This is a genomic window from Streptomyces sp. 135 (genome assembly GCF_020026305.1).
Taxonomy (GTDB): domain Bacteria; phylum Actinomycetota; class Actinomycetes; order Streptomycetales; family Streptomycetaceae; genus Streptomyces.
This window is the reverse complement of record NZ_CP075691.1, coordinates 2,357,756-2,377,918: the sequence shown is the minus strand read 5'-3', so window position 1 is coordinate 2,377,918 and position 20,163 is coordinate 2,357,756. Positions and strand designations below refer to the sequence as shown.

The window sequence follows — 20,163 nt, the reverse complement described above, 5'->3', positions numbered from 1 at the left end:
GGGAGTACGTCACGTCACAGGCCCAGCACCTTCGCCTCCTTCTCGGGGGCGAGCCCCACCACCGGCCGGTCGGGGCGCTGCGGCGGGGCCCCGCCGATGGACCGCAGCCACTCCCATGTGTCGCGGACCGTGTCCATGACGGGCCGCGTCCTGAGCCCGGCCGCGACCGCCTTATCCGAAGAGGTGCGGTGCATGGTGTCGTGCAGCTCCCCGGGCGCCAGCCACACCGGCAGCTCCATCCACTGCTCGACGCCCGCCGCCAGGATCACCTCGGGCTCCGTCCAGCGCAGCTCGGCGTCGCCGCCCACCACCCGCGCGCACGCGTCGAGCAGCTCGCCCATGGTGAACCGCCCCATGGGGCTGATGAGGTTGTACGCGCCGTGCAGTTCCGCGGCGGCCGCGTCGAGGACCCACTCCGCGAGGTCCCGCACGTCGATGTACTGGATCTCCAGGCCCCGCGGCTCGGGTGCGAGGACGGGCCCGCCCCGCGCGATCCGGTTCAGCCACCACGGCAGCCGGCCGATGTTCTCGTAGGGGCCGAGGATCAGCCCGGCCCGCGCGAGCACCGTGCGCTCCTCGCCGAACCCGGCGATCGCGGCCAGCTCTCCGCCCCGCTTGTCCGGCGCGTACTCGGCGGCCTCCGCGTCCGGATCGCCGTCCACCACGGGGAAGCTCTCGTCGGAGCCGGCCGCGCCCGGATACTGGTAGACGGAACCGCTGGAGATGTACACGTACCGCCCGGCGCGGCCCGCGAGCAGCTTCGCCGCGTCCCGTACGACGTGCGGCGCCGACGACCAGGTGTCGACCACCACGTCCCACTCGCCCTCGGCGAGCCCGGCGAGGCCGCCCTCGGCGGTGCGGTCGCCATGGATGACGCGGGCCCCCTCGGGCGCCGCGTGGCGGCCGCGGTGGAAGACGGTCACCTCCCAGCCGCGGGCGAGCGCCGCCTCGGTGACGGCACGGCCCACGAACTCGGTACCACCCAGTATCAGAAGTCTCATGGAGGGGACTCTGCCCCGGTCACCCGGGCCGGGGGAACCGTCTTCTGCTCCCAGCAGAGAGCGGGCTCACCGGTGCGGGGCTCAGCGAGCGGCCCCCGGCGCGTACTTGTACCCCACCCGCCGCACCGTCTGGATCGTCCCGCGGTGCTCGGCGCCGAGCTTGCGCCGCAGCCGCGCGACGTGGACGTCCACGGTGCGGCCGTCGCCGACGTGGCCGTACCCCCACACCGTCGTCACCAACTGGTCGCGGGTGTGCACCCGGTGGGGGTGCGCGACGAGGTGGGCGAGCAGTTCGAACTCCAGGTACGTGAGGTCGAGCGGGCGCCCGTCGACCTCGGCGGAGCGCCGCACGGGGTCGACCCTGACCGGCCCGGCGCCCGGCGTCCTCGGCTCGTCCGGTTCCCGCACGGCCACGGGCGCCTGCCCGGCGGGTACGAGGACGAGGTAGCCGACCATCGGTGGCTGGCCCGGCAGCGTCGGCAGGGTGTGCGGCGGCGCGGGCAGCCATCGGGCGCCCGGCGGCAGGAAGTCGGCGATCGGCACGGCGGGATGGGGCTCGTCGGGGTCGACGGCCCGCAGGCGCCCCCGAGCGGCGGGAACGGGAGCAGCAGCGGTGGTCGCGGTGAAGGTACGGGAGTTCGCCATGTGAGGTCAGCTCTTTCGCGCGAAGAAGGAGTCGAGTCGTCGAGAAACAGACGTACGTCGTGCTCGCGCGGGGCGAAGGCCGTGGGAACGGCTTTAGAGGGCCCGCGCGTTCGTCGCGCGGCAACACATCCGGTCGAAGTCGTGATGCTGCCGGGAGGGCCAGAAAGGCTCGAGGTCGTGCCGACCCGTCGCGGAGTTCTGGTAGCTGCTGCCCATGCCCCCCATTGAAGCAGATGGGCCGATGACGACGGGGGCGCCCACCGCGATCGGTGGGCGCCCCCGTCGGCGGGGCCGGCGCCGGATCAGACCTGGCCCGCCTTCTCCAGGGCGGTGCAGCACGTGTCGACGAGCAGGCGCGTGACGACGTACGGGTCGACGTTCGCGTTCGGGCGGCGGTCCTCGATGTAGCCCTTGCGGTCCCGCTCGACCTGCCACGGGATGCGGACCGAGGCGCCGCGGTCGGAGACGCCGTAGCTGTACTCGTTCCACGGGGCGGTCTCGTGCAGGCCCGTCAGGCGGTCGTCGATGCCGGCGCCGTAGTTCTTGACGTGGTCCATCGGCTTGGAGCCCTCACCGAGGGACTCGCAGGCGGTGATGATCGCGTCGTAACCCTCGCGCATGGCCTTCGTCGAGAAGTTGGTGTGCGCGCCCGCGCCGTTCCAGTCGCCCTTGACCGGCTTCGGGTCGAGGGTCGCGGAGACCTTGAAGTCCTCGGCGGTGCGGTAGAGCAGCCAGCGGGCGATCCACAGCTGGTCGGAGACCTCCAGCGGGGCGAGCGGGCCGACCTGGAACTCCCACTGGCCGGGCATGACCTCGGCGTTGATGCCGGAGATGCCGAGACCGGCCTTGAGGCAGTTCTCCAGGTGCGCCTCGACGACGTCGCGGCCGAAGATCTCGTCCGAGCCGACACCGCAGTAGTAGCCGCCCTGCGCGGCGGGGAAGCCGCCGACGGGGAAGCCGAGCGGGCGGTCGCCCTCGAAGAAGGTGTACTCCTGCTCGATGCCGAAGATCGGCTCCTGCGCGCCGAAGCGCTCCTCGGCCTCGGCGAGCGCGGCACGGGTGTTGGACTCGTGCGGCGTCATGTCCGTGTTGAGGACCTCGCACAGGACGAGGACGTCATCGCCGCCGCGGATCGGGTCAGGGCAGGTGAAGACCGGCTTGAGCACGCGGTCGGAGGCGTGACCCTTGGCCTGGTTGGTGCTGGACCCGTCGAAGCCCCACAGCGGCAGCTCGGCGCCCTTCGCGTCGTCCCCGAGGATCTTCGTCTTCGAACGGAGCTTGGCGGTCGGCTCGGTGCCGTCGATCCAGATGTACTCAGCCTTGAAGGTCACGGGGGCCTCATCCTTGAAACGTTCGGTACGGCGCAGAACGTGCGGGTGCTGCGGTGCCGTGGTGATGAGCGGCAGCCTGGCAATCCGCGATTTCCCGGCCGTTGCTCTCATGTGAACCCCGTGTTACCTGCGCCGGGTGTGGCTCACGTCACTTGATGACCGCGTTCGCGACGGCGATGCCGAGGCCGATCGCCGCGTCCGCGCCGCCGAGCAGGACCGCGGAGCGGCGCCGGTAGCCGACCCGCAGCGCGGCGGAGGTGCCCCAGCCGAAGAGGAGCGCGGCGTTCAGCAGCAGTCCGGTGGACGTGACGGCCGGCTCGGGCCAGCCGAAGGCGCCGGCGAGGAGCAGCAGGGCCACGGTCGGCCAGCACGCGACGACGACCGGCCACTCGTCGAGGAGCGCCCGGGCCAGCTGGCGCCAGCGGTGGACGGCCGAGCCGGGGCGGTGCGTGGCCATGTGGTGCGCGTAGCCGTGCGTCACCGCGGCCGCGCCCGCGGTGACCATGACCCAGGCCGCGTCGTAGGTGGGCGTGTAGGGGGCGCCCTCCGAGTGCAGCGCCGCCAGCAGCGCGCTCGCGAGGACCGTTCCGTATACGCCCCCGAACATCCAGCTCCGCATGGCGCGCCCCTTTCTCCGCTCTTCGTGTCCTCCGGAGCTCTCAACGCTATGCGGGTCCATGTAACGGTTTGACGTATATGTCCCATCGGGCTGCGATCGGCTTCCTGGCCCACGCGCCGGACTGGGAGCGCGCCGGAACGTGGGCGCCGCGTCAGCGTGAGAGCGCGTCCCGGACCGCCTCCTCCGTGCGGGCCACGACCGCCGTGCCGTCATCCGCGGTGATGATGGGGCGCTGGATCAGCTTCGGGTGCTCGGCGAGTGCCTTGATCCAGCGGGCGCGGGCGGAGGCGTCGCGCGGCCAGGCCTCGCGGTCCTTGAGGTTCAGGTCCTTGGCGGCCTGCTCCTGGGTCCGCGTGATGTCCCACGGTTCGAGCCCGAGGCGATCGAGGACGGCGCGGATCTCGTCCTCGGTCGGTACGTCGTCGAGGTAGCGGCGCACGGTGTAGTCGGCGCCCTCCGCGTCGAGCAGCGTCAGGGCGCTGCGGCACTTCGAACAGGCGGGGTTGATCCAGATCTCCATGCCCACACGCTACCTCCGGAACACCCGCCCCAGGGCGCGCGACGCGACCGTATTCGAACACCCCAAAGGGCGTCTGGCCAGCGGCGATTGTCAGTGCCTGGCGGTAGAATCACAGTAGTGTTCGAGGGCGCCCGACGGGGGGTCCCGACCGCGACAGGAGGATGCCCGTGCCCGCTGCCGCACTCACGTCGAAGCGTGTGTCCAAGACCGTACCGAAGCCCGTCCTGATCGACCTGCCGTACGTACCGCGGGAGAAGAAGGCGCTGCCCGCCGGGCGCCCGCGTGAGTGGTACGTCAACCACAACCGCCGCCTCAAGGCCATGCGCCTGGCCATCGCCCTGCTCGACTCGGGCGTGTACCTGCCGAACCAGGCCAAGAACAGCACGATCCGAGGCATGGCCGAGGAGGTCGGCATCCACCCGCCCTCCGACATCACCTGCCACATGGTGCGCGCGCTGATGCGCTACAGCCGCTGAGGGGAGTGAACGCGCGGCCCGGGGACGGCAGTTGGCCTCCCCGGGCCGTGCCGTCCCCCCGCGCCGTCTTTCCGCGCCGTCTTTCCGCCTGAATCGCCGCGTCCGCCTGTACGGTGGGTCATGCTGGGCCCATGACCCAGCCGGAACCCGTCGGCGAACTGCCGCTCCTGACGACCGTCGAACTCCCGGACGGCGCCCGCGTTCCGGTGCGCGCCCTGCGTGCCCCCGCGCCCGAGCGTTTCCTGCCGTCCGGCTCGGGACCGGCACCGGGGCCGCCCCCGGCCGCCGCGGTGCTCGTCCTGCCGGCGATGGGCACCCCCGCCCGCTTCTACCGCCGCTTCGCGCGCCACCTGCACGACGAGGGCCTCACCGTGCTCACCGCCGACCTGCGCGGCCAGGGCGAGGCGACGCCGCGCGCCACCGACCGGGGCGCCCGCGACCACGGCTACCGCGCGCTCGTCGAGGAGGACCTGCCCGCCGTCCTCGCGGCGGTCCGGGCCGAGCTGGGCCCTGAGCCGCCCCTGCGCCTCCTCGGCCACAGCCTGGGCGGCCAGCTCGCGCTGCTGTACGCCGCCCTGGGCTCCGGGCCGGACGTCGACGGCGTGGCGCTCGTCGCCTCGGGGTCCGTCTGGTTCCGCGCGTACGGCCCGCGGCGCGCCCCCGGTCTGCTCCTCGGCGAGCTGCTGATCGCCGCGACGGCGACCGTGCTCGGCCGCTGGCCCGGCGCCCGCCTCGGCTTCGGCGGCAACCAGCCCAAGGGCGTCATGCGGGACTGGGCGCACCAGGGGCTCACCGGCCGCTACGCCCCCAAGGGCTCCGTGCTCGACTACGAAGCGGCCCTGGCCGCCCTGGACCTGCCCGTCCTCGCCGTCTCCGTCGAGCACGACACCCTCGCCCCCGCCACCGCCCTCGACCACCTGCTCGGCAAGGTCCCCCGGGCCCGCCTCACCCGGCGCCACTACACCGCGCGGGAGGCGGGCGCCCGCCTCGACCACTTCGCCTGGACGAAGGCGGGCGGGGCGCTCGCCAAGCAGGTGGCGGCGTGGACGGCGGCCGAAGAGCGCCCCGGCCGGGGCCGGCCGCCCGGCGGCTAGCGGATCTGCTCGGGGGTGACCGTCAACCACCGCTTGTCGGCGGTCACCTTCTGGCCCAGCTCGCGCTGCCGCCCGGCGTTCTTCTTCTTCATCCCGTCGAGCTGCTTCATGTACGCGTCCTTGCGGTTGACCCAGACGCGTACGCCGCCGTGCTCCACGTCCGCCGAGTGGAACAGCATCGGACCGTCGCTGACCGGGGTGTCACCGGCGACGAGGACCGGCTTGCGCCACTCGTCGATGTACGTGTTGATCGCGGCCGGCTTGCCCTCGTACCAGGTCAGCGGGGCCCACAGCTTGGGCGTGAGCTCGCGCCCCGCGAGCTTCGCCCGGTCCTTCTCGCCGAAGCGGCCCTCGGCGATCTCCTTGCGGGAACTGGTCACCGCGCCCGTCCCGCGATCCTTGAGCAGCATCGACACCCCGATGACGTTCCGCGGCTTCACGCCGTAGCCGTACTTCGGGTCGGCGAGGACCATCCGCACCAGGTCCTCGCCTGCCGCGCTGACCACGTACACCTCGATGCCGTGCGCGCGCAGCGTCTTGTAGAGCTGCCGCATGCCGTTCGACAGCTCGGGCGGCTTCACCTCGGTCCTGGTGACCTTCCCGTCCTCGTAGTACTCCGCGGGGATCGGCTTCTCGTACGCCAGCAACTCATCGACGTACCCCTTGAGCTCCTTCAGCGTGAACCCGGAGAAGATCTGCGCGGCCCACGGGTAGCAGACCTGGTCGTCCACCTCGCACAGCCGGTTGTAGTAGCTGTAGAGGCTCTCCTTGTGCGTCGCCGTGTCCTTGAACGGGATGACCTTCAGGGACGGGTCCATGGTCTTGCGGGTCAGCACGCCCTTCATCTCCAGGAAGGGCAGCAGCGACTCCTCCAGGTCATTGCGGTACGAGGTGTTGTCCGCGTCGAAGACGGCGTACGCGCCCTTGTGGTCGTTCGCGGCGATGACCTTGCCGAGTTTCTTGGCGACCGGCTCCGGCCAGTGCGACAGCTCGCGGGCGGTGGCGGCCGAGGTGTCGGCCGCCGTCGCCTCACCGGCGGGCCACAGCGCGCCGCCCGCGATCACGGCGGCGACGAGCGCCCCCACGCCACCGATGAGGGCCCGCTTGTTCCTGGCTCGTACTGCCATGTTTCCCGTGTCCCGCCGTTCCTGAGTGCGATGCGCGGCCCCGTCCGGAGCGGCGCGCCATGCTATGGGCCCGGCCACGGGATTCCCATGATCGAAGTCACCGGGGCGGACGGGCATGGGGGGCGCGGTGACGGGTAGCGGACAGGGGCGTCGGCGGGCGCGTGCGGGCCGGGGCGAGGCCTCGGCGGTGGAGGCCGGGGCGTCGCATACTGGACCGCATGGGCTCCCGTGAGTTCGTGCGGGCCGTTCCCCGGCTCGACGGCATGGTCGTCTCGGCGGTCGGCTACCGCACCGCGGGGCAGCGGCTCGCCCTGCACCGGGGCCTGCCGTCGCCGTACCTGACGGTGATCTTCTCCCTGGACGGGGCCATCGCCACCGGTGGTACGCCGGCCCAGGCGACCGGCGCGGACGCGGTCCGCACCGACATCATCGTGGGCGGCCTCCACCAGAGCCCCGCCTACGTCGTCCAGCCCGAGCACGAGGCCGGCGTCCAGCTCGCCGTGCACCCGCTGGCGGCCCGCGCGCTCCTCGGCCTGCCCGCCGGTGAGCTTGCCGGACAGCTCGTCGTCGGCGGCACCGACGTGCTCGGCGCGGGCGCCGCCGAGGTCCGTGAGCGGCTGTGCGCCCTGGAGGCCTGGGAGGACCGCTTCGCCGTCCTCGCCGACTACCTGAGGCGGCGCGCGGACCGGCCCGCCGGAGCCGTGCGCCCCGAGGTCGCCGAGGCCTGGGCCTGGCTCGCCCGGCACCGCGGCGCCGGCACCCTCGGCGGCCTGTCCCGGCACGTCGCCCTCAGCGAGCGCCGCCTGACCGCCCTCTTCCGTGCCGAGACCGGGCTGAGCCCCAAGCAGGCCGCGCGCCTGATGCGCTTCCAGCACGCCAAGGCGGCCGTGACCCGCGCCGTCGCGGCGGGCGACCCGCCGGACCTCGCCCGGGTCGCCGCCGACACGGGCTACTACGACCACTCCCACCTCGTACGGGACTTCCGGCAGTACACGGGGGTGAGCCCCACGGGCTGGCTGGCCGAGGAGTGCCGGAATATCCAAGCCGGGGCGCACGCCGGAGGCGAAGAGTGGCAGACATGAACACCACACCTGACACCACACGTGACACCACACCTGATACCGCGCCTGACACCACACACCACGAGCCGCTCACCACCACCCCCGCCCCCACGACCTGGCCGTGCCTCCAGGCGCAGGACGCCCCCGCCCTGATCGACTTCCTCGTCGACACCGTCGGCTTCCTGCGCACGGCCGTGTACGAGGACGGCGGCCGCGTCGTCCACGCCCAGCTCGACTGGCCCGAGGGAGGCGGCGTCATGCTCGGCTCGTACGACCCCGGGACGGCCGCCGAGACCTGCGGGAAGCCAGGCACCTCCGGCGCCTACGTCGTGACCGACCGGGTGGACGACCTGTACCACCGCCTCCGCGAGGCGGGCGTGAAGATCACCGGAGACATCGAGGACAAGCCGTACGGCAGCCGCGAGTTCGGTATCCGGGACCCCGAGGGAAACCGCTGGTCCTTCGGCACCTACCGGGGCGAGCCGAGGCCGGGCCCGGGCCGGTGAAGGCGCGTGATAACTTGCGCAAGCCAGTCAAACCCACACCTGGGCCAGGGAATCCGGTGGAAATCCGGAACTGACGCGCAGCGGTGAGGGGGACGGGCGGGGCCACGGCCACTGGGCGTCTTCGGACGCCTGGGAAGGCGCCCCGTCCGGTTCGATCCCGAGTCCGAAGACCTGCTGGCGCCTCCGCTCGCACACCGGGCGGCGGAGGCCGTGACGCAGACCAGGCTCCGCGTATGAGCCGTGACACTCAAGGGATCGCGTGTCCTCGACAGCCCGTATGTCCGCCGTGCTCTGTACCGCACTGCTCGCGCTCACCGCCTGCGGCGGAGGCTCCGCCCAGAAGTCCGCGGGCAAGAGCGCCGACGGCTACCCCGTCACCGTCGCCTCCTGCGGCAAGGAGGCCGAGGTCCAGGCCCCGCCGAAGCGCGCCGTCTCCCTCGACCAGGGCTCCACGGAGATCCTGCTCTCCCTCGGCCTCGCCGACCGCATGGCGGGCACCGGCACCTGGACCGACCCCGTCCCGAAGCACCTGGAGAAGGAGAACGCGAAGGTCGAGCGGCTCGCCGACCGCTATCCCGCCCTGGAGAAGGTCCTCTCCAAGGAGCCGGACTTCGTCAGCGCCTCCTTCCTCTACACCGTGGGCAAGGGCGGCGTCGCCGACCGCGCGAAGTTCACCGAACTCGGCGTGCCCGTCTACGTATCGCCCACCGACTGCGCGGGCAAGGACAACGACGGCGGCGGCGACGGCAAACGCGTCAAGACCCTCACCATGGACACCGTCTACGGCGAAGTACGCGACCTCGCCCAGGTGTTCGGCGTCGAGAAGCGCGGCGAGAAGCTGATCGCGGACCTGAAGGGCCGCGTCGCGAAGGCCACGAAGGACATCGACGCGTCCGGTGTCTCGCTCCTGTACTGGTTCGCCAACTCCGACGCCCCGTACATGGCGGGCTGCTGCGGCGCCCCCGGCATCATCACCCGCGAACTCGGCGCGAAGAACGTCTTCGACGACACCCGCGAGGAGTGGCCCCAGATCAACTGGGAGACCGTCGCCGACCGCGACCCCGACGTCCTCGTCATCGGCGACCTCACCCGCAAGTCGCAGTCCGCGGAGAGCGCCGCGGCGAAGATCAGGTTCCTGGAGTCCAACCCCGCGACCAAGAACCTCACCGCCGTCAAGAAGAAGCGCTACGTACTCCTCAGCGGCCAGGCCATGAACCCCACGATCCGCACGGTCGACGGCATCGAGCAAGTGGCCGCCGGGCTGCGGAAGTTCGGGCTGGCGAAGTGAGCCCGGCCGCCCCCGCCCGGCAGGGGCTGCTGTGGCTGGCCGGCGGCGCCGCGCTGGTCCTCTCGGTGGCGGTCGCCGTCACCATCGGCCCCGCCGACATCTCGGTCCCCGACGTGTTCTCGGCGCTCGCCGCGCACCTCGGCTGGGGCGAGGCACACCTCACCCCCATCAGGGACGGCATCGTCTGGAACCTGCGGCTGCCCCGCACCCTGCTCGCCGCGGTCTGCGGCGCGGGCCTCGCGGTCTGCGGCGCGGTCATGCAGTCCCTGCTCCGCAACCCCCTCGCGGACCCCTTCGTGCTCGGCGTGTCGTCCGGGGCGTCCACCGGAGCGGTCGCGGTCGTCGTCCTCGGCGTCGGCGGGGGAGCGCTGTCGATCTCGGCGGGTGCCTTCGTGGGCGCGCTCTGCTCGTTCGCGCTCGTCCTCCTGCTGAGCCACACACTCGGCGGCACGACGGACCGCGTCGTCCTGTCGGGCGTCGCCGCGATGCAGCTGTTCTCCGCGCTGACGTCGTTCGTCATCCTCACCGCGGGCGACGCGGAGACCACCCGCGGCGTGCTGTTCTGGCTGCTCGGCTCGCTCAGCGGGGCGGGCTGGACGGATGTGTGGCTCTGCGCGGCGGTCCTCGCCGCGGTGCTGCTCGTCTGCCTCGGCCACGCCCGTACGCTCGACGCCTTCGCCTTCGGGCAGGAGGCGGCGGCAACACTGGGCGTACGGGTGGCCCGCACCCGCCTGGTCCTGCTCTGCGTGACGGCGCTGCTGACCGCCGTCCTGGTCAGCTCGGCGGGCGCCATCGGCTTCGTGGGCCTGGTCCTGCCGCACGCGGCCCGCGCCTTCACCGGCTCGGGGCACGCCCGGCTGCTCCCGGTCACGGCGCTCACCGGCGCGGTGTTCCTGGTCTGGGTGGACACCCTGGCCCGAACGGCCCTGGACCCGCAGGAGGTCCCGGTGGGCGTCGTGACGTCACTCATCGGCGTACCGGCGTTCGTGGTGGTGCTGTACCGGACACGGAGGGCGACATGACGACGTACGAGGTGACGGCGGACGCCCGGGGCGGTCTGCGCGCCGACCGGGTCACCCGCGAGGCCGGCGGTCGGCTCGTCGTCGACGGCGTGAGCCTCGCCCCGCCGCCCGGCACCACGGTGGGCCTCCTCGGGCCCAACGGCTCCGGGAAATCCACGCTCCTACGCATCCTGGCCGGCGTCCTGGCTCCGGCCTCAGGAGTGGTCACCCTGGACGGCCACCCGCTGCCCGACACCCCGCGCCGCACGGTGGCACGCCGTATCGCGGTGGTAGAACAACACGCGACCACACAAACCGAGTTGACCGTACGAGACGTCGTACGCCTCGGCCGCATCCCGCACCGCCGCGCGTGGTCGGCCCCCACGCCCCACGACGAGCGGGCCGTGCGCGAGGCCCTGGCGCGCACGGGCCTCACCGACCGCGCGGCCCAGTCCTGGCACACGCTCTCCGGCGGCGAACGCCAACGCGTCCAGATAGCCCGCGCCCTGGCCCAGGAGCCCCGCGAACTCCTCCTGGACGAGCCCACCAACCACCTCGACATCCAGCACCAGCTCGACCTGCTCTCCCTGGTCGCCGAACTCCCCGTCACCAGCGTGATCGCCCTGCACGACCTCAACCTGGCGGCGATGTTCTGCGACCACGTACTGATCCTGAAGGACGGCACGGCGTACGCGGCGGGCACGCCGACGGAGGTGATCACGGAGGAACTCATCGCGGAGGTCTACGGCGTACGGGCGGTGGTGACCCGGGAGGACCCTCCCTCCGTCCGCTTCCTGCGAGGACCGGTACCAGTCCAGCCGCGTACGACTGGCCCTTAACGCGCAGCGGCCGCCGGCCGTAGGTTCACGCCGAGGACCGTGAACCACGCGAGGAGGAGCCCGCGGCCATGCGAGCGCAGCCACAGGAACGGACGACCGCGGTGATCGCCCACGTCAGCGACACCCACATCGACACGCGCGAGGAGGACGGCGGCCGCAGCGTCGCCCGCACCCGCGCGGTCATGGAGTACCTGAACGCCCTCCCGTACGACCTGGACGCGGTCATCGTCACGGGCGACATAGCCGACCACGCGGCCCCTTCGGAGTACGAGGCGGCCCGCGAACTCCTGGCGACCCGCCACCCGCTGCTGGCCTGCCCCGGCAACCACGACGACCGCGCGGCGTTCCGCGCACACCTGCTGGGCGAGCCGCCGAGTACGGCCCCGGTCAACCACTCCCGCACGACGCCCCGCTTCACCCTCGCCCTCTGCGACACCTCGGTCCCCGGCGAGGACCACGGCAGGCTGGCCGACGAGACCCTGACCTGGCTGACGAACACCCTGGCGGCGGCCCCGGCGCTGATCGCCTTCCACCACCCGCCGACCACCCTGCACACGCCGTACGTCGACGAGATCCGCCAGTTCGACGAGGCCCGCCTGGCCGCCCTGACGGCCCGCCACCCCAACATCACGGCATTCCTGGCGGGCCACGCGCACACCCCCGCGGCAACGACATTCGCGGACCGCCCGCTCCTGGTGGCCCCCGGCGTCGTCTCGACCCTCCGCCTCCCCTGGGAACCCCAGACACACGCGACCCACCACGTACACAGGGACCTGCCTCCGGCGGTGGCCTTCCATGTCCTGGACGAGACCGGCCGCCTGACTACGCACTACCGGGTGGTGCCGCTGGCGTGAGCTTTGGGGGGCGGGGCGGGGCGCGGGGCAGGCAGCGTCAGCCGTCAGCCCAGAGACTTCTCGATGGCCTCGAAAATGTCCGCGTCAGTCTCCTGTTGCCAAGTCGGAAGCTCGGGCCAATCGGCCACGTAGCCCGGCTTCGGCTCGTCGAAATGCTTGAACATCTGGGCTGTCCAACACGTGGCGACGAAGCGGCTCTTCTGCTCGCGGGACAGCCGCGCCGTGCTGCCGCCGCTGATCTCGACGAAGTGGCGGACCTGGTCGTAGACGGAGCCCGCCGCCTCACGCTCCCACTGTGGGGTGTCGTCCCACGGCATGACGTAGCCGGCCTTCGGCTCTCCCGGAAAGTGCCGGCGAACTCCCGCGATCCAGGCTTCCCGGAACAGTCGTGCACCCTCGGTCTGCGACATGCCTACCCCTCTCGTCACGGCGTGCTCAGAGTGGCGATCTCGACTCCCAGCTCCGCCACGCGGGGGTCGCGGCCCAAAGAACCGAACTCGTCGCACAAGGCCTGGAGTCTACGGGCGACAGACCCGGACCCGGAGGCTCGGGCCAGGCGGAGAGCCTCCTCGCCGTACGCCACGACCTGCTCGGCGTCCCGCCGCTTGGCGCCGATGGCGGCCAGGTCCGTGAGCACTGCTCCGCGTCGGCGGTACGAGTGGCCGGAGGCCAGGACTGTCTGTGCGAGAGCGTTCTTCAATACGCCCTCCGCCAGGTCGAGACGTCCCAGCCGCACGAATCGCGAGCCGCGCTCCTCGGCCAGACGCGCTCCGTCGAACCGAAGCCATCCGCTGTTGATGCTGTCCACGGTGAGATCCCGGACCTTCTCGGCCCTTTCCATCGAGCGTTCGCATGCGTCGAGGTCACCAAGGGCGGCGTACGCCTCGGCTTGTACGGAAGCGACCCAGTGCCGAGTCGAGAGATTGCTGTCCCCCCGGCGGGCCAGCTGTTCGGCCGCGGCGAGCACCTGCGCCGCCTGATGGTAGTGCTGCTCGGACATATCCACATAGGCGTGGCGAACAAGCGCGCACGCCCACAGGTCATATGCCTTGGCGTCCTTGCTGACCGACGCCGCCAGGGAGTACGACGCGGCCGCGTCGGAGTATCGATTGCCGTCGAACGCCACCTCGCCGGCCAACTGGAAGAGATCGGAGGCTGCGTTCAGGAGAAGCTGTGCGCTTCCACGTTGCCCCGCCAATGCCTCGTTCAGGGCCGACAATTGTTCACGGATGACGGGATACACGGAGCCCTTGGCGCGCGCCAGTCGGTAGACCTGCCAGAGACGGCTGTTCATGCGCGCGAAGTCGGCGGGCTCCCCTTGGCGAGCGCCCTCGGTGAGGGCTTCGGCCTCCTCGACCGACAGGACGGTCAAGGCGCCGCTGACAGTCAGTATGCGGAGGAATGCGCGGCGGATCATTTCGTCAGAGTCTCCTGCGCTCGGAGGGTCAAGGGCCTGGCGCCCGGCGGTCTCCTGGCCTGTGACCCGTGACGGTGTCAGGAGGTCGTCCAGCTCCTGAAGACTCACTTCCAGGGCGACGGCCAAACCTCGTCGCTGCGGTGGCTGGGGGCTGATCCTGCCGCTTTCCCAGCGCCCGATCGTCGTGCGGTCCACGCCGACCAATCGGGCCGTGGAGGTCCGCAACTTCTGGCGCTTCCCTTGAGGTTGCCCCGGAAGAGCAGCGGGATTCAAAGGGGAGTTCGGTCATGACCACGCGAGATGACGCCATGGCGCAAGAGCCGAAGGACGATGCGCGGACACAGGCCCCGACCGCCGGACACCGTGTCCTCATGACGCTCAGAGTTTCCCGCGACTCGGGTCGGACGTGGAGCCAGCTGACGGAGGTGCGGGAGGACGAGAAGGCGAAGACCCCCGACAACCCCGGTCGCTTTCCGCCATGCACGTGCCCGCGCTGCACGGACCACTCCTCGCGGCGCGGCGCCCTCCCTCGGATGGAGTCGTGATGCGGTGCGGGCACTGGCGCCGACTGGATCTGGACCTGGCGCGGCAAGCACGGGAGGAGGCGGCCTCGGGATGTATTGACAGCGCCGTGCAATGCCAACTGCCCGTACACGAGGGCAGTGATCACTACGGCTTTCTTGACGACCTGGAGTACGGCACAGCGCTGTGGCTCCGCTGGTGTGGGACGAGGGAGGTGCGGTTGGTCGTCCTGCCGGATTGCCCGGTCATCGGCCCTCGGCCCGATGAAGAGGGCTGCTTCCTGTTCGCCGACCATGCGGAACAGCACACGTGGGAGGACACCACGGAGGAGATTGAATCCACCGCCGTCCACAAGGCGTAGGGGCAAACCCTCACAGGCGACGACAGCCGACGCCCAGCGAGGGCCGCTACCCCGATCATGGGATGGCGGCCCTCGCAGCATTTCTGGCACCGAGTCCAAACGACGGAGCTTCAGCCCCTGCTCACCCGGCCCCGTCTCCTAGATGTCGAAGTACAGCTCGAACTCGTGCGGGTGCGGACGCAGCTGAATCGGCGCGATCTCGTTCGTCCGCTTGTAGTCGATCCACGTCTCGATCAGGTCGGACGTGAAGACACCGCCCGCCTGGAGGTACTCGTTGTCCGCCTCCAGGGCGTCGAGGACCGCGGGGAGGGAGGTCGGGACCTGGGGGACGCCCGCGTGCTCCTCGGGGGCGAGCTCGTAGAGGTCCTTGTCGATCGGCTCGGCCGGCTCGATCTTGTTCTTGACGCCGTCGAGGCCCGCCAGGAGCAGCGCGGAGAAGGCGAGGTACGGGTTCGAGGACGGGTCCGGCGCGCGGAACTCGACGCGCTTGGCCTTCGGGTTCGAGCCCGTGATCGGGATACGCATGGCCGCGGAGCGGTTGCGCTGCGAGTAGACCAGGTTGACCGGGGCCTCGAAGCCGGGGACCAGGCGGTGGTAGGAGTTCACCGTCGGGTTGGTGAAGGCCAGCAGCGACGGCGCGTGCTTGAGGATGCCGCCGATGTAGTAGCGCGCGGTGTCGGAGAGGCCCGCGTAGCCCTGCTCGTCGTAGAAGAGCGGGACGCCGTTCGACCACAGCGACTGGTGGACGTGCATGCCCGAGCCGTTGTCGCCGAAGATCGGCTTCGGCATGAAGGTCGCGGTCTTCTGGTTGCGCCAGGCGACGTTCTTCACGATGTACTTGAAGAGCATCAGGTCGTCGGCCGCGGCCAGCAGCGTGTTGAACTTGTAGTTGATCTCGGCCTGGCCCGCCGTGCCCACCTCGTGGTGCTGGCGCTCGACCTGGAGGCCGTTCTTGTCGAGTTCGAGGGAGATCTCGGCGCGCAGGTCGGCGAAGTGGTCGACCGGCGGGGCCGGGAAGTAACCGCCCTTGTAGCGGACCTTGTAGCCGCGGTTGTTCTCGACCGCACCGGTGTTCCAGGCGCCGGCCTCGGAGTCGATGTGGTAGAAGCTCTCGTTCGCCGACGTCTGGAAGCGGACGTTGTCGAAGACGTAGAACTCCGCCTCGGGGCCGAAGTAGGCCGTGTCCGCGATGCCGGTCGAGGCGAGGTACGCCTCGGCCTTCTTCGCGACGTTCCGCGGGTCACGGCTGTACTGCTCGCCCGTGATCGGGTCGTGGATGAAGAAGTTGATGTTGACGGTCTTGTCGCGGCGGAAGGGGTCCACGCGAGCCGTCGACAGGTCGGCGCGCAGCGCCATGTCCGACTCGTGGATGGCCTGGAAGCCACGGATCGACGATCCGTCGAAGGCCAGCTCCTCGTCCGGGTCGAACGCCGCCGCCGGGATCGTGAAGTGCTGCATGACACCGGGCAGGTCGCAGAAGCGGACGTCGATGAACTTGACGTCCTCGTCCGCGATGTACTTCTTCGCGTCGTCGGCGTTCTGGAACAACATCCAACTCCTCCTACTCCCGCCCGGGGCGGGACGGGGTTGCAGCTCGTGGTGCGGCCAGTGCGGTGGCACACGCTGGGACCCGACCATAGGGACGGGGGATTTCTCAAGCATGACCCATTTGTTTCGCCGAAGTTAACCGGCCCGGCGGCGAAGGGGGGTGCCCCGGTCCCGTCCGGGACCGGCCGCAGTACCGTGGACGGGTGGACAACAGGCAAGTAATCGGATCGTGGCTGTCCGGCCCGCGCGCGGCCGCGGAGGACGCCGGAGTCGACTTCGGGTACCGGGGCGAGCAGCTCGGCCTGCCGGAGGAGGGGCCGGGATCGATCGCGCGCCCCGGCCGCCGCATCGGTGCCATCGCCGTGGACTGGGGCCTGTGCATGGTGATCGCATACGGTCTGTTCGCCCGCGGTGACCAACAGGCCATGGGCAACTGGGCCCTCGGCATCTTCTTCGTGATGAGCGTGCTCACCGTCGGCACGGTCGGCTGCACGCCCGGCAAGGCCCTGTTCCGGCTGCGCGTCGTCGCCGAGGGCGGCGGGCGGCTCGGCATCGGCTGGGTGCTGGCCCGCAGCGTCCTGCTGTGCGTCGCCATCCCCGCCCTGATCTGGGACCGCGACGGCCGCGGCCTCCACGACCGCCTCGCCCGCGCCGTGCAGGTCAGGATCTGACCGGGACGAGTACGAGAACCGGCCTACGACGATGAAGGCCCCGGAACCGATCGGTTCCGGGGCCTTCATCGTCGTAGGTGGAAGGCATCGCCGTAGGTGGAAGGGGCGTGCCGGCGCGGAGCGCTACCGCACGGGAAGAACTACCGCGCCTTCGGGCCGCCGCGCGGCATCCGCATGCCCTTGGGCATTGGACCCTTTGGCAGCGGCATGTTCGACATCAGGTCGCCCATCGCCCGCAGGCGGTCGTTGGTCGCCGTGACCTGCGGGCCCGTGAGGACACGCGGCAGCTTCAGCAGCGTCGTGCGCAGCTTCTTCAGGGAGACCGTGTCGTCGGTGGTGCCGACGATGACGTCGTGCACCGGGACGTCCGACACGATGCGCGCCATCTTCTTCTTCTCGGCGGCCAGCAGGCCCTTCACCCGGTTCGGGTTGCCCTCGGCCACCAGGACGATGCCGGCCTTGCCGACGGTGCGGTGCACCACGTCCTGACTGCGGTTCATCGCGACCGCGGGGGTCGTCGTCCACCCACGGCCGATCTTGTCGAGCACCGCGGCCGCCGCTCCGGGCTGGCCCTCCATCTGTCCGAAGGCGGCACGCTCGGCCCTGCGTCCGAAGACGATCGCCATCGCGAGGAAGGCGAGCAGGAAGCCGAGAATGCCCAGATAGACCGGGTGACCGATCAAGAAGCCGATCGCGAGGAAGACACCAAAGGTGACGATTCCCACAGCCGCGATGATGAGACCGATTTTGGAGTCGGCCCGTCGGGTCATCTTGTAGGTCAGAGCGATCTGCTTGAGTCGCCCTGGCTCCGCGGCCGCATCCGCCGCGGTGGTTTCCTTCCTCGCCATGTCGTGAAGTCTACGTGGCCCCGGGCGCGACTACGACGTGCGGGTTGCCACGCCCTCCTCGAAGACCCGCAGCGCCTCGACCCGGTCCTTGGCGCGACGCCGGTCCTCGAGGACGGAAGTCCAGGCGTTGCGGCGTGCGGTGCGCTGGCCGCCGCTCATCAGCAGCGACTCGACGGCACGCAGGGCGTCGGTGACGGACGGGATGGCGGTGGCGCGTACGGGCGCGGCCTGCATGATGGGGCCCTCCTGGGGAAGCGGCTCGGGGGATGAGCGCTATGGGTAAGGCTGGGGCAATGCGCGGGGGTATGGCTCGGGGTAGAGCTGTACGTGCGGTGACTCCAGGGTCACTGATTGGTGTTACCAGGGCATGACCGACCGGTCAAACGCCGATGAAACCTCGACGCATCGCCCAAAAAGCCGACGCGGCCCGTACGACCCTGTCACCTGCGGGATCGTGCGGGCCGCGTCGTTGCGGCTTCTACCAGTCAGTAGTCTCTTGTGCGCGGATTCACACGGTCTCCCCGCGCCCGGCAAGTGCCGGTGTCACACCGCCTGCGAGGCCACGTACGCCCCGCGCTTCTCGATCGCCATCTGGTACAGGCGGCCGGCGCGGTACGAGGAGCGGACCAACGGGCCCGACATGACACCGGAGAAGCCGATCTCCTCGGCCTCCTCCTTCAGCTCCACGAACTCCGCCGGCTTGACCCAGCGCTCCACGGGGTGGTGCCGCGGGGTCGGGCGCAGGTACTGCGTGATCGTGATCAGCTCGCAGCCCGCCTCGTGCAGGGCGTGCAGCGCCTCGCTGATCTCCGCGCGCTCCTCGCCCATGCCGAGGATGAGGTTGGACTTGGTGACCAGGCCGGCCTCGCGGGCCCGCGTGATGACCTCCAGCGAGCGCTCGAAGCGGAAGCCGGGGCGGATCCGCTTGAAGATGCGCGGCACCGTCTCCACGTTGTGCCCGAGGACCTCGGGGCGCGAGGAGAAGACCTCGGCCAGCTGGTCGGGGTCGGCGTTGAAGTCGGGGATGAGCAGCTCGACCTTGGTGTAGCCCTCGGCGCGCTCCGCCGTCATGGCGTGGATCTGGCGCACCGTCTCGGCGTACAGCCAGGCGCCGCCGTCCTCCAGGTCGTCGCGGGCGACGCCGGTGATCGTTGCGTAGTTCAGGTCCATCGTGACGACGGACTCGCCGACGCGGCGCGGCTCGTCGCGGTCGAGGGCCTGCGGCTTGCCGGTGTCGATCTGGCAGAAGTCACAGCGCCGCGTGCACTGGTCGCCGCCGATGAGGAACGTGGCCTCGCGGTCTTCCCAGCACTCGTAGATGTTCGGACAGCCCGCCTCCTGGCAGACCGTGTGCAGACCCTCGCTCTTGACGAGTTTCTGCAGGGCGTTGTACTCGGGGCCCATTTTCGCCCGGGTCTTGATCCACTCGGGCTTGCGCTCGATGGGGGTCTGGGCGTTCCGGACCTCCAGGCGCAGCATCTTGCGTCCGTCGGGTGCGACTGCGGACACATCGGCTCCCTGTAGCTTCGATTCTTCGGCGCACACCAGAGTACGCCCGTTATTTCGCGGGACTTACTTCCGGCCAACCTCTGGCCAGAGGCGAGCATTCCCCTAGGCGCCCGCGGGCTCGGCCTGCTTCTCCGTCTGCCGTTCCACGACCCGCGGCTTCAGCTCCGCGTTCTCCAGTACGTCCCGCAGATGCCGCTCGGCGACGGGCAGGACGTCGGCGATGGTGATCTCGCGGTCCAGCTCGTACGCCAGGGACGTGACGCCCGCGTCGCGGATGCCGCACGGGATGATCCGGTCGAACCAGGTGTTGTCCGGGTTCACGTTCAGCGAGAAGCCGTGCATCGTCACGCCCTTGGCGACGCGGATGCCGATCGCGGCGATCTTGCGGTCCTCGCGGCGCTGGCCCGCGTTGGACGGCGCGTACTCCGGACCGTTGAACCGGGCGTCGAACTCGTCGTCCGTCAGGCGCGGGTCGAAGTCCAGGGAGAGGCCGCCGAGCGCCGGGCGCTCCGCCACCGGGTCCCCGAGGACCCATACGCCGCTGCGGCCCTCGACGCGCGAGGTCTCCAGGCCGAACTCCGCACACGTACGGATAAGAGCCTCCTCCAGACGCCGCACATGTGCTACGACGTCCACCGGGCGCGGCAGCTTCTGGATCGGATAGCCCACCAGCTGGCCCGGACCGTGCCAGGTGATCTTGCCGCCGCGGTCCACGTCGATGACGGGCGTGCCGTCCAGCGGGCGCTCGCTGTCCTCGGTGCGCCGGCCCGCGGTGTAGACCGGCGGATGCTCCACGAGCAGGCAGGTGTCGGGCACCTCGTCGGCGAAGCGGGCCGCGTGCACGCGGCGCTGCTCGTCCCATGCCTCCTGGTACTCCACGGCGTCCGGGCCGAAGCCCATATGGACGAACCGAAACTCACTCACG

Annotated in this window: 23 protein-coding genes and 1 riboswitch; of the genes, 10 read left to right on the top strand and 13 right to left on the bottom strand. The window is 70.8% G+C overall.

From position 1 onward, the window contains the following. Positions 1-14: 14 nt before the first annotated feature. From KKZ08_RS10755 to KKZ08_RS10735, 5 genes are all read right to left on the bottom strand, one after another. Complete coding sequence (locus KKZ08_RS10755) at positions 15-1,001, bottom strand: NAD-dependent epimerase/dehydratase family protein (RefSeq protein ID WP_223774243.1); 987 nt, start codon at positions 999-1,001, stop codon at positions 15-17. Positions 1,002-1,082: 81 nt separating this feature from the next. Then, positions 1,083-1,646: a winged helix-turn-helix domain-containing protein gene (locus KKZ08_RS10750; protein ID WP_223774242.1), complete on the bottom strand. Its 564-nt coding sequence runs from the start codon at positions 1,644-1,646 to the stop codon at positions 1,083-1,085. A 302-nt stretch (positions 1,647-1,948) separates the two neighbouring features. Next, a complete protein-coding gene (gene glnII, locus KKZ08_RS10745) occupies positions 1,949-2,977 on the bottom strand; it encodes a glutamine synthetase (protein ID WP_223774241.1) in 1,029 nt (342 codons plus the stop codon). Positions 2,978-3,125: 148 nt separating this feature from the next. Beyond that, positions 3,126-3,596: a hypothetical protein gene (locus KKZ08_RS10740; protein WP_223774240.1), complete on the bottom strand. Its 471-nt coding sequence runs from the start codon at positions 3,594-3,596 to the stop codon at positions 3,126-3,128. Positions 3,597-3,747: 151 nt separating this feature from the next. Continuing rightward, positions 3,748-4,116: an arsenate reductase family protein gene (locus KKZ08_RS10735; protein WP_223774239.1), complete on the bottom strand. Its 369-nt coding sequence runs from the start codon at positions 4,114-4,116 to the stop codon at positions 3,748-3,750. A 167-nt stretch (positions 4,117-4,283) separates the two neighbouring features. Between KKZ08_RS10735 and KKZ08_RS10730 the strand changes: the two genes are divergently transcribed. Continuing rightward, positions 4,284-4,592, top strand: a complete 309-nt coding sequence (locus KKZ08_RS10730; protein WP_223774238.1) for a hypothetical protein — start codon at positions 4,284-4,286, stop codon at positions 4,590-4,592. A 131-nt stretch (positions 4,593-4,723) separates the two neighbouring features. Continuing rightward, positions 4,724-5,686 carry an alpha/beta fold hydrolase gene (locus tag KKZ08_RS10725; protein ID WP_223774237.1) on the top strand — a complete coding sequence of 321 codons (963 nt, stop codon included), beginning with the start codon at positions 4,724-4,726 and terminating at the stop codon, positions 5,684-5,686. Here the strand turns inward: KKZ08_RS10725 and KKZ08_RS10720 are convergent. Beyond that, complete coding sequence (locus KKZ08_RS10720) at positions 5,683-6,813, bottom strand: haloacid dehalogenase-like hydrolase (protein WP_223774236.1); 1,131 nt, start codon at positions 6,811-6,813, stop codon at positions 5,683-5,685. The two genes, KKZ08_RS10725 and KKZ08_RS10720, sit on opposite strands and share 4 nt — an antisense overlap. A 218-nt stretch (positions 6,814-7,031) precedes the next feature. Between KKZ08_RS10720 and KKZ08_RS10715 the strand changes: the two genes are divergently transcribed. From KKZ08_RS10715 to KKZ08_RS10690, 6 genes are all read left to right on the top strand, one after another. Continuing rightward, a complete protein-coding gene (locus KKZ08_RS10715; protein WP_223774235.1) occupies positions 7,032-7,895 on the top strand; it encodes a helix-turn-helix domain-containing protein in 864 nt (287 codons plus the stop codon). Further along, positions 7,892-8,380 carry a VOC family protein gene (locus KKZ08_RS10710; protein ID WP_223774234.1) on the top strand — a complete coding sequence of 163 codons (489 nt, stop codon included), beginning with the start codon at positions 7,892-7,894 and terminating at the stop codon, positions 8,378-8,380. The genes KKZ08_RS10715 and KKZ08_RS10710 overlap by 4 nt, the downstream gene beginning before the upstream one ends. A gap of 7 nt (positions 8,381-8,387) precedes the next feature. Further along, positions 8,388-8,574, top strand: a riboswitch (cobalamin riboswitch). 83 nt (positions 8,575-8,657) lie between these two features. Further along, positions 8,658-9,668, top strand: a complete 1,011-nt coding sequence (locus tag KKZ08_RS10705; RefSeq protein ID WP_223778993.1) for an ABC transporter substrate-binding protein — start codon at positions 8,658-8,660, stop codon at positions 9,666-9,668. A 26-nt stretch (positions 9,669-9,694) separates the two neighbouring features. Further along, positions 9,695-10,690 carry an iron chelate uptake ABC transporter family permease subunit gene (locus KKZ08_RS10700; protein WP_223778992.1) on the top strand — a complete coding sequence of 332 codons (996 nt, stop codon included), beginning with the start codon at positions 9,695-9,697 and terminating at the stop codon, positions 10,688-10,690. Further along, the gene (locus KKZ08_RS10695; RefSeq protein WP_223774233.1) at positions 10,687-11,508 is read left to right on the top strand and encodes an ABC transporter ATP-binding protein; all 822 of its coding nucleotides are present in this window, start codon (positions 10,687-10,689) and stop codon (positions 11,506-11,508) included. Before KKZ08_RS10700 ends, KKZ08_RS10695 begins: the two co-directional genes overlap by 4 nt. Positions 11,509-11,576: 68 nt before the next feature. Continuing rightward, positions 11,577-12,362 (top strand): metallophosphoesterase, encoded by a 786-nt coding sequence (locus KKZ08_RS10690; RefSeq protein WP_223774232.1) that lies wholly within the window; start codon positions 11,577-11,579, stop codon positions 12,360-12,362. A gap of 44 nt (positions 12,363-12,406) precedes the next feature. Here the strand turns inward: KKZ08_RS10690 and KKZ08_RS10685 are convergent, their stop codons facing one another. Together KKZ08_RS10685 and KKZ08_RS10680 are read right to left on the bottom strand one after the other, a co-directional pair. Then, positions 12,407-12,772: a hypothetical protein gene (locus tag KKZ08_RS10685; RefSeq protein ID WP_223774231.1), complete on the bottom strand. Its 366-nt coding sequence runs from the start codon at positions 12,770-12,772 to the stop codon at positions 12,407-12,409. 14 nt (positions 12,773-12,786) lie between these two features. Then, the gene (locus KKZ08_RS10680) at positions 12,787-14,004 is read right to left on the bottom strand and encodes a helix-turn-helix transcriptional regulator (protein WP_346657868.1); all 1,218 of its coding nucleotides are present in this window, start codon (positions 14,002-14,004) and stop codon (positions 12,787-12,789) included. A gap of 319 nt (positions 14,005-14,323) precedes the next feature. On the opposite strand from KKZ08_RS10680, the gene KKZ08_RS10675 reads away from it, so the two are divergent. Next, a complete protein-coding gene (locus KKZ08_RS10675) occupies positions 14,324-14,662 on the top strand; it encodes a hypothetical protein (RefSeq protein ID WP_223774229.1) in 339 nt (112 codons plus the stop codon). Positions 14,663-14,800: 138 nt separating this feature from the next. Here the strand turns inward: KKZ08_RS10675 and glnA are convergent, their stop codons facing one another. Then, positions 14,801-16,210 carry a type I glutamate--ammonia ligase gene (glnA, locus tag KKZ08_RS10670; RefSeq protein WP_223778991.1) on the bottom strand — a complete coding sequence of 470 codons (1,410 nt, stop codon included), beginning with the start codon at positions 16,208-16,210 and terminating at the stop codon, positions 14,801-14,803. Between the two features lie 203 nt (positions 16,211-16,413). On the opposite strand from glnA, the gene KKZ08_RS10665 reads away from it, so the two are divergent. Beyond that, a complete protein-coding gene (locus tag KKZ08_RS10665) occupies positions 16,414-16,881 on the top strand; it encodes an RDD family protein (protein ID WP_223774228.1) in 468 nt (155 codons plus the stop codon). A gap of 140 nt (positions 16,882-17,021) precedes the next feature. Here KKZ08_RS10665 and KKZ08_RS10660 read toward each other — a convergent pair whose 3' ends face one another. The 4 genes from KKZ08_RS10660 to lipB all read right to left on the bottom strand — a co-directional run bounded on the left by KKZ08_RS10660 (position 17,022) and on the right by lipB (position 20,162). Continuing rightward, positions 17,022-17,729: a DUF4191 domain-containing protein gene (locus tag KKZ08_RS10660; RefSeq protein WP_223774227.1), complete on the bottom strand. Its 708-nt coding sequence runs from the start codon at positions 17,727-17,729 to the stop codon at positions 17,022-17,024. 30 nt (positions 17,730-17,759) lie between these two features. After that, positions 17,760-17,963: a hypothetical protein gene (locus KKZ08_RS10655; protein ID WP_223774226.1), complete on the bottom strand. Its 204-nt coding sequence runs from the start codon at positions 17,961-17,963 to the stop codon at positions 17,760-17,762. Positions 17,964-18,272: 309 nt separating this feature from the next. After that, positions 18,273-19,238, bottom strand: a complete 966-nt coding sequence (locus KKZ08_RS10650; protein WP_223774225.1) for a lipoyl synthase — start codon at positions 19,236-19,238, stop codon at positions 18,273-18,275. Positions 19,239-19,340: 102 nt separating this feature from the next. Next, positions 19,341-20,162: a lipoyl(octanoyl) transferase LipB gene (lipB, locus tag KKZ08_RS10645; RefSeq protein ID WP_223774224.1), complete on the bottom strand. Its 822-nt coding sequence runs from the start codon at positions 20,160-20,162 to the stop codon at positions 19,341-19,343. Position 20,163: the final 1 nt, after the last annotated feature.

Coding starts and splice junctions, on each gene's coding strand:
- KKZ08_RS10755 (WP_223774243.1), bottom strand. CDS start 1,001: ATGAGACTTCTGATACTGGGTGGTACCGAGTTCGTGGGCCGTGCCGTC.
- KKZ08_RS10750 (WP_223774242.1), bottom strand. CDS start 1,646: ATGGCGAACTCCCGTACCTTCACCGCGACCACCGCTGCTGCTCCCGTT.
- KKZ08_RS10740 (WP_223774240.1), bottom strand. CDS start 3,596: ATGCGGAGCTGGATGTTCGGGGGCGTATACGGAACGGTCCTCGCGAGC.
- KKZ08_RS10735 (WP_223774239.1), bottom strand. CDS start 4,116: ATGGAGATCTGGATCAACCCCGCCTGTTCGAAGTGCCGCAGCGCCCTG.
- KKZ08_RS10725 (WP_223774237.1), top strand. CDS start 4,724: ATGACCCAGCCGGAACCCGTCGGCGAACTGCCGCTCCTGACGACCGTC.
- KKZ08_RS10720 (WP_223774236.1), bottom strand. CDS start 6,813: ATGGCAGTACGAGCCAGGAACAAGCGGGCCCTCATCGGTGGCGTGGGG.
- KKZ08_RS10715 (WP_223774235.1), top strand. CDS start 7,032: ATGGGCTCCCGTGAGTTCGTGCGGGCCGTTCCCCGGCTCGACGGCATG.
- KKZ08_RS10710 (WP_223774234.1), top strand. CDS start 7,892: ATGAACACCACACCTGACACCACACGTGACACCACACCTGATACCGCG.
- KKZ08_RS10705 (WP_223778993.1), top strand. CDS start 8,658: ATGTCCGCCGTGCTCTGTACCGCACTGCTCGCGCTCACCGCCTGCGGC.
- KKZ08_RS10695 (WP_223774233.1), top strand. CDS start 10,687: ATGACGACGTACGAGGTGACGGCGGACGCCCGGGGCGGTCTGCGCGCC.
- KKZ08_RS10690 (WP_223774232.1), top strand. CDS start 11,577: ATGCGAGCGCAGCCACAGGAACGGACGACCGCGGTGATCGCCCACGTC.
- KKZ08_RS10685 (WP_223774231.1), bottom strand. CDS start 12,772: ATGTCGCAGACCGAGGGTGCACGACTGTTCCGGGAAGCCTGGATCGCG.
- KKZ08_RS10675 (WP_223774229.1), top strand. CDS start 14,324: ATGCGGTGCGGGCACTGGCGCCGACTGGATCTGGACCTGGCGCGGCAA.
- KKZ08_RS10660 (WP_223774227.1), bottom strand. CDS start 17,729: ATGGCGAGGAAGGAAACCACCGCGGCGGATGCGGCCGCGGAGCCAGGG.
- KKZ08_RS10655 (WP_223774226.1), bottom strand. CDS start 17,963: ATGCAGGCCGCGCCCGTACGCGCCACCGCCATCCCGTCCGTCACCGAC.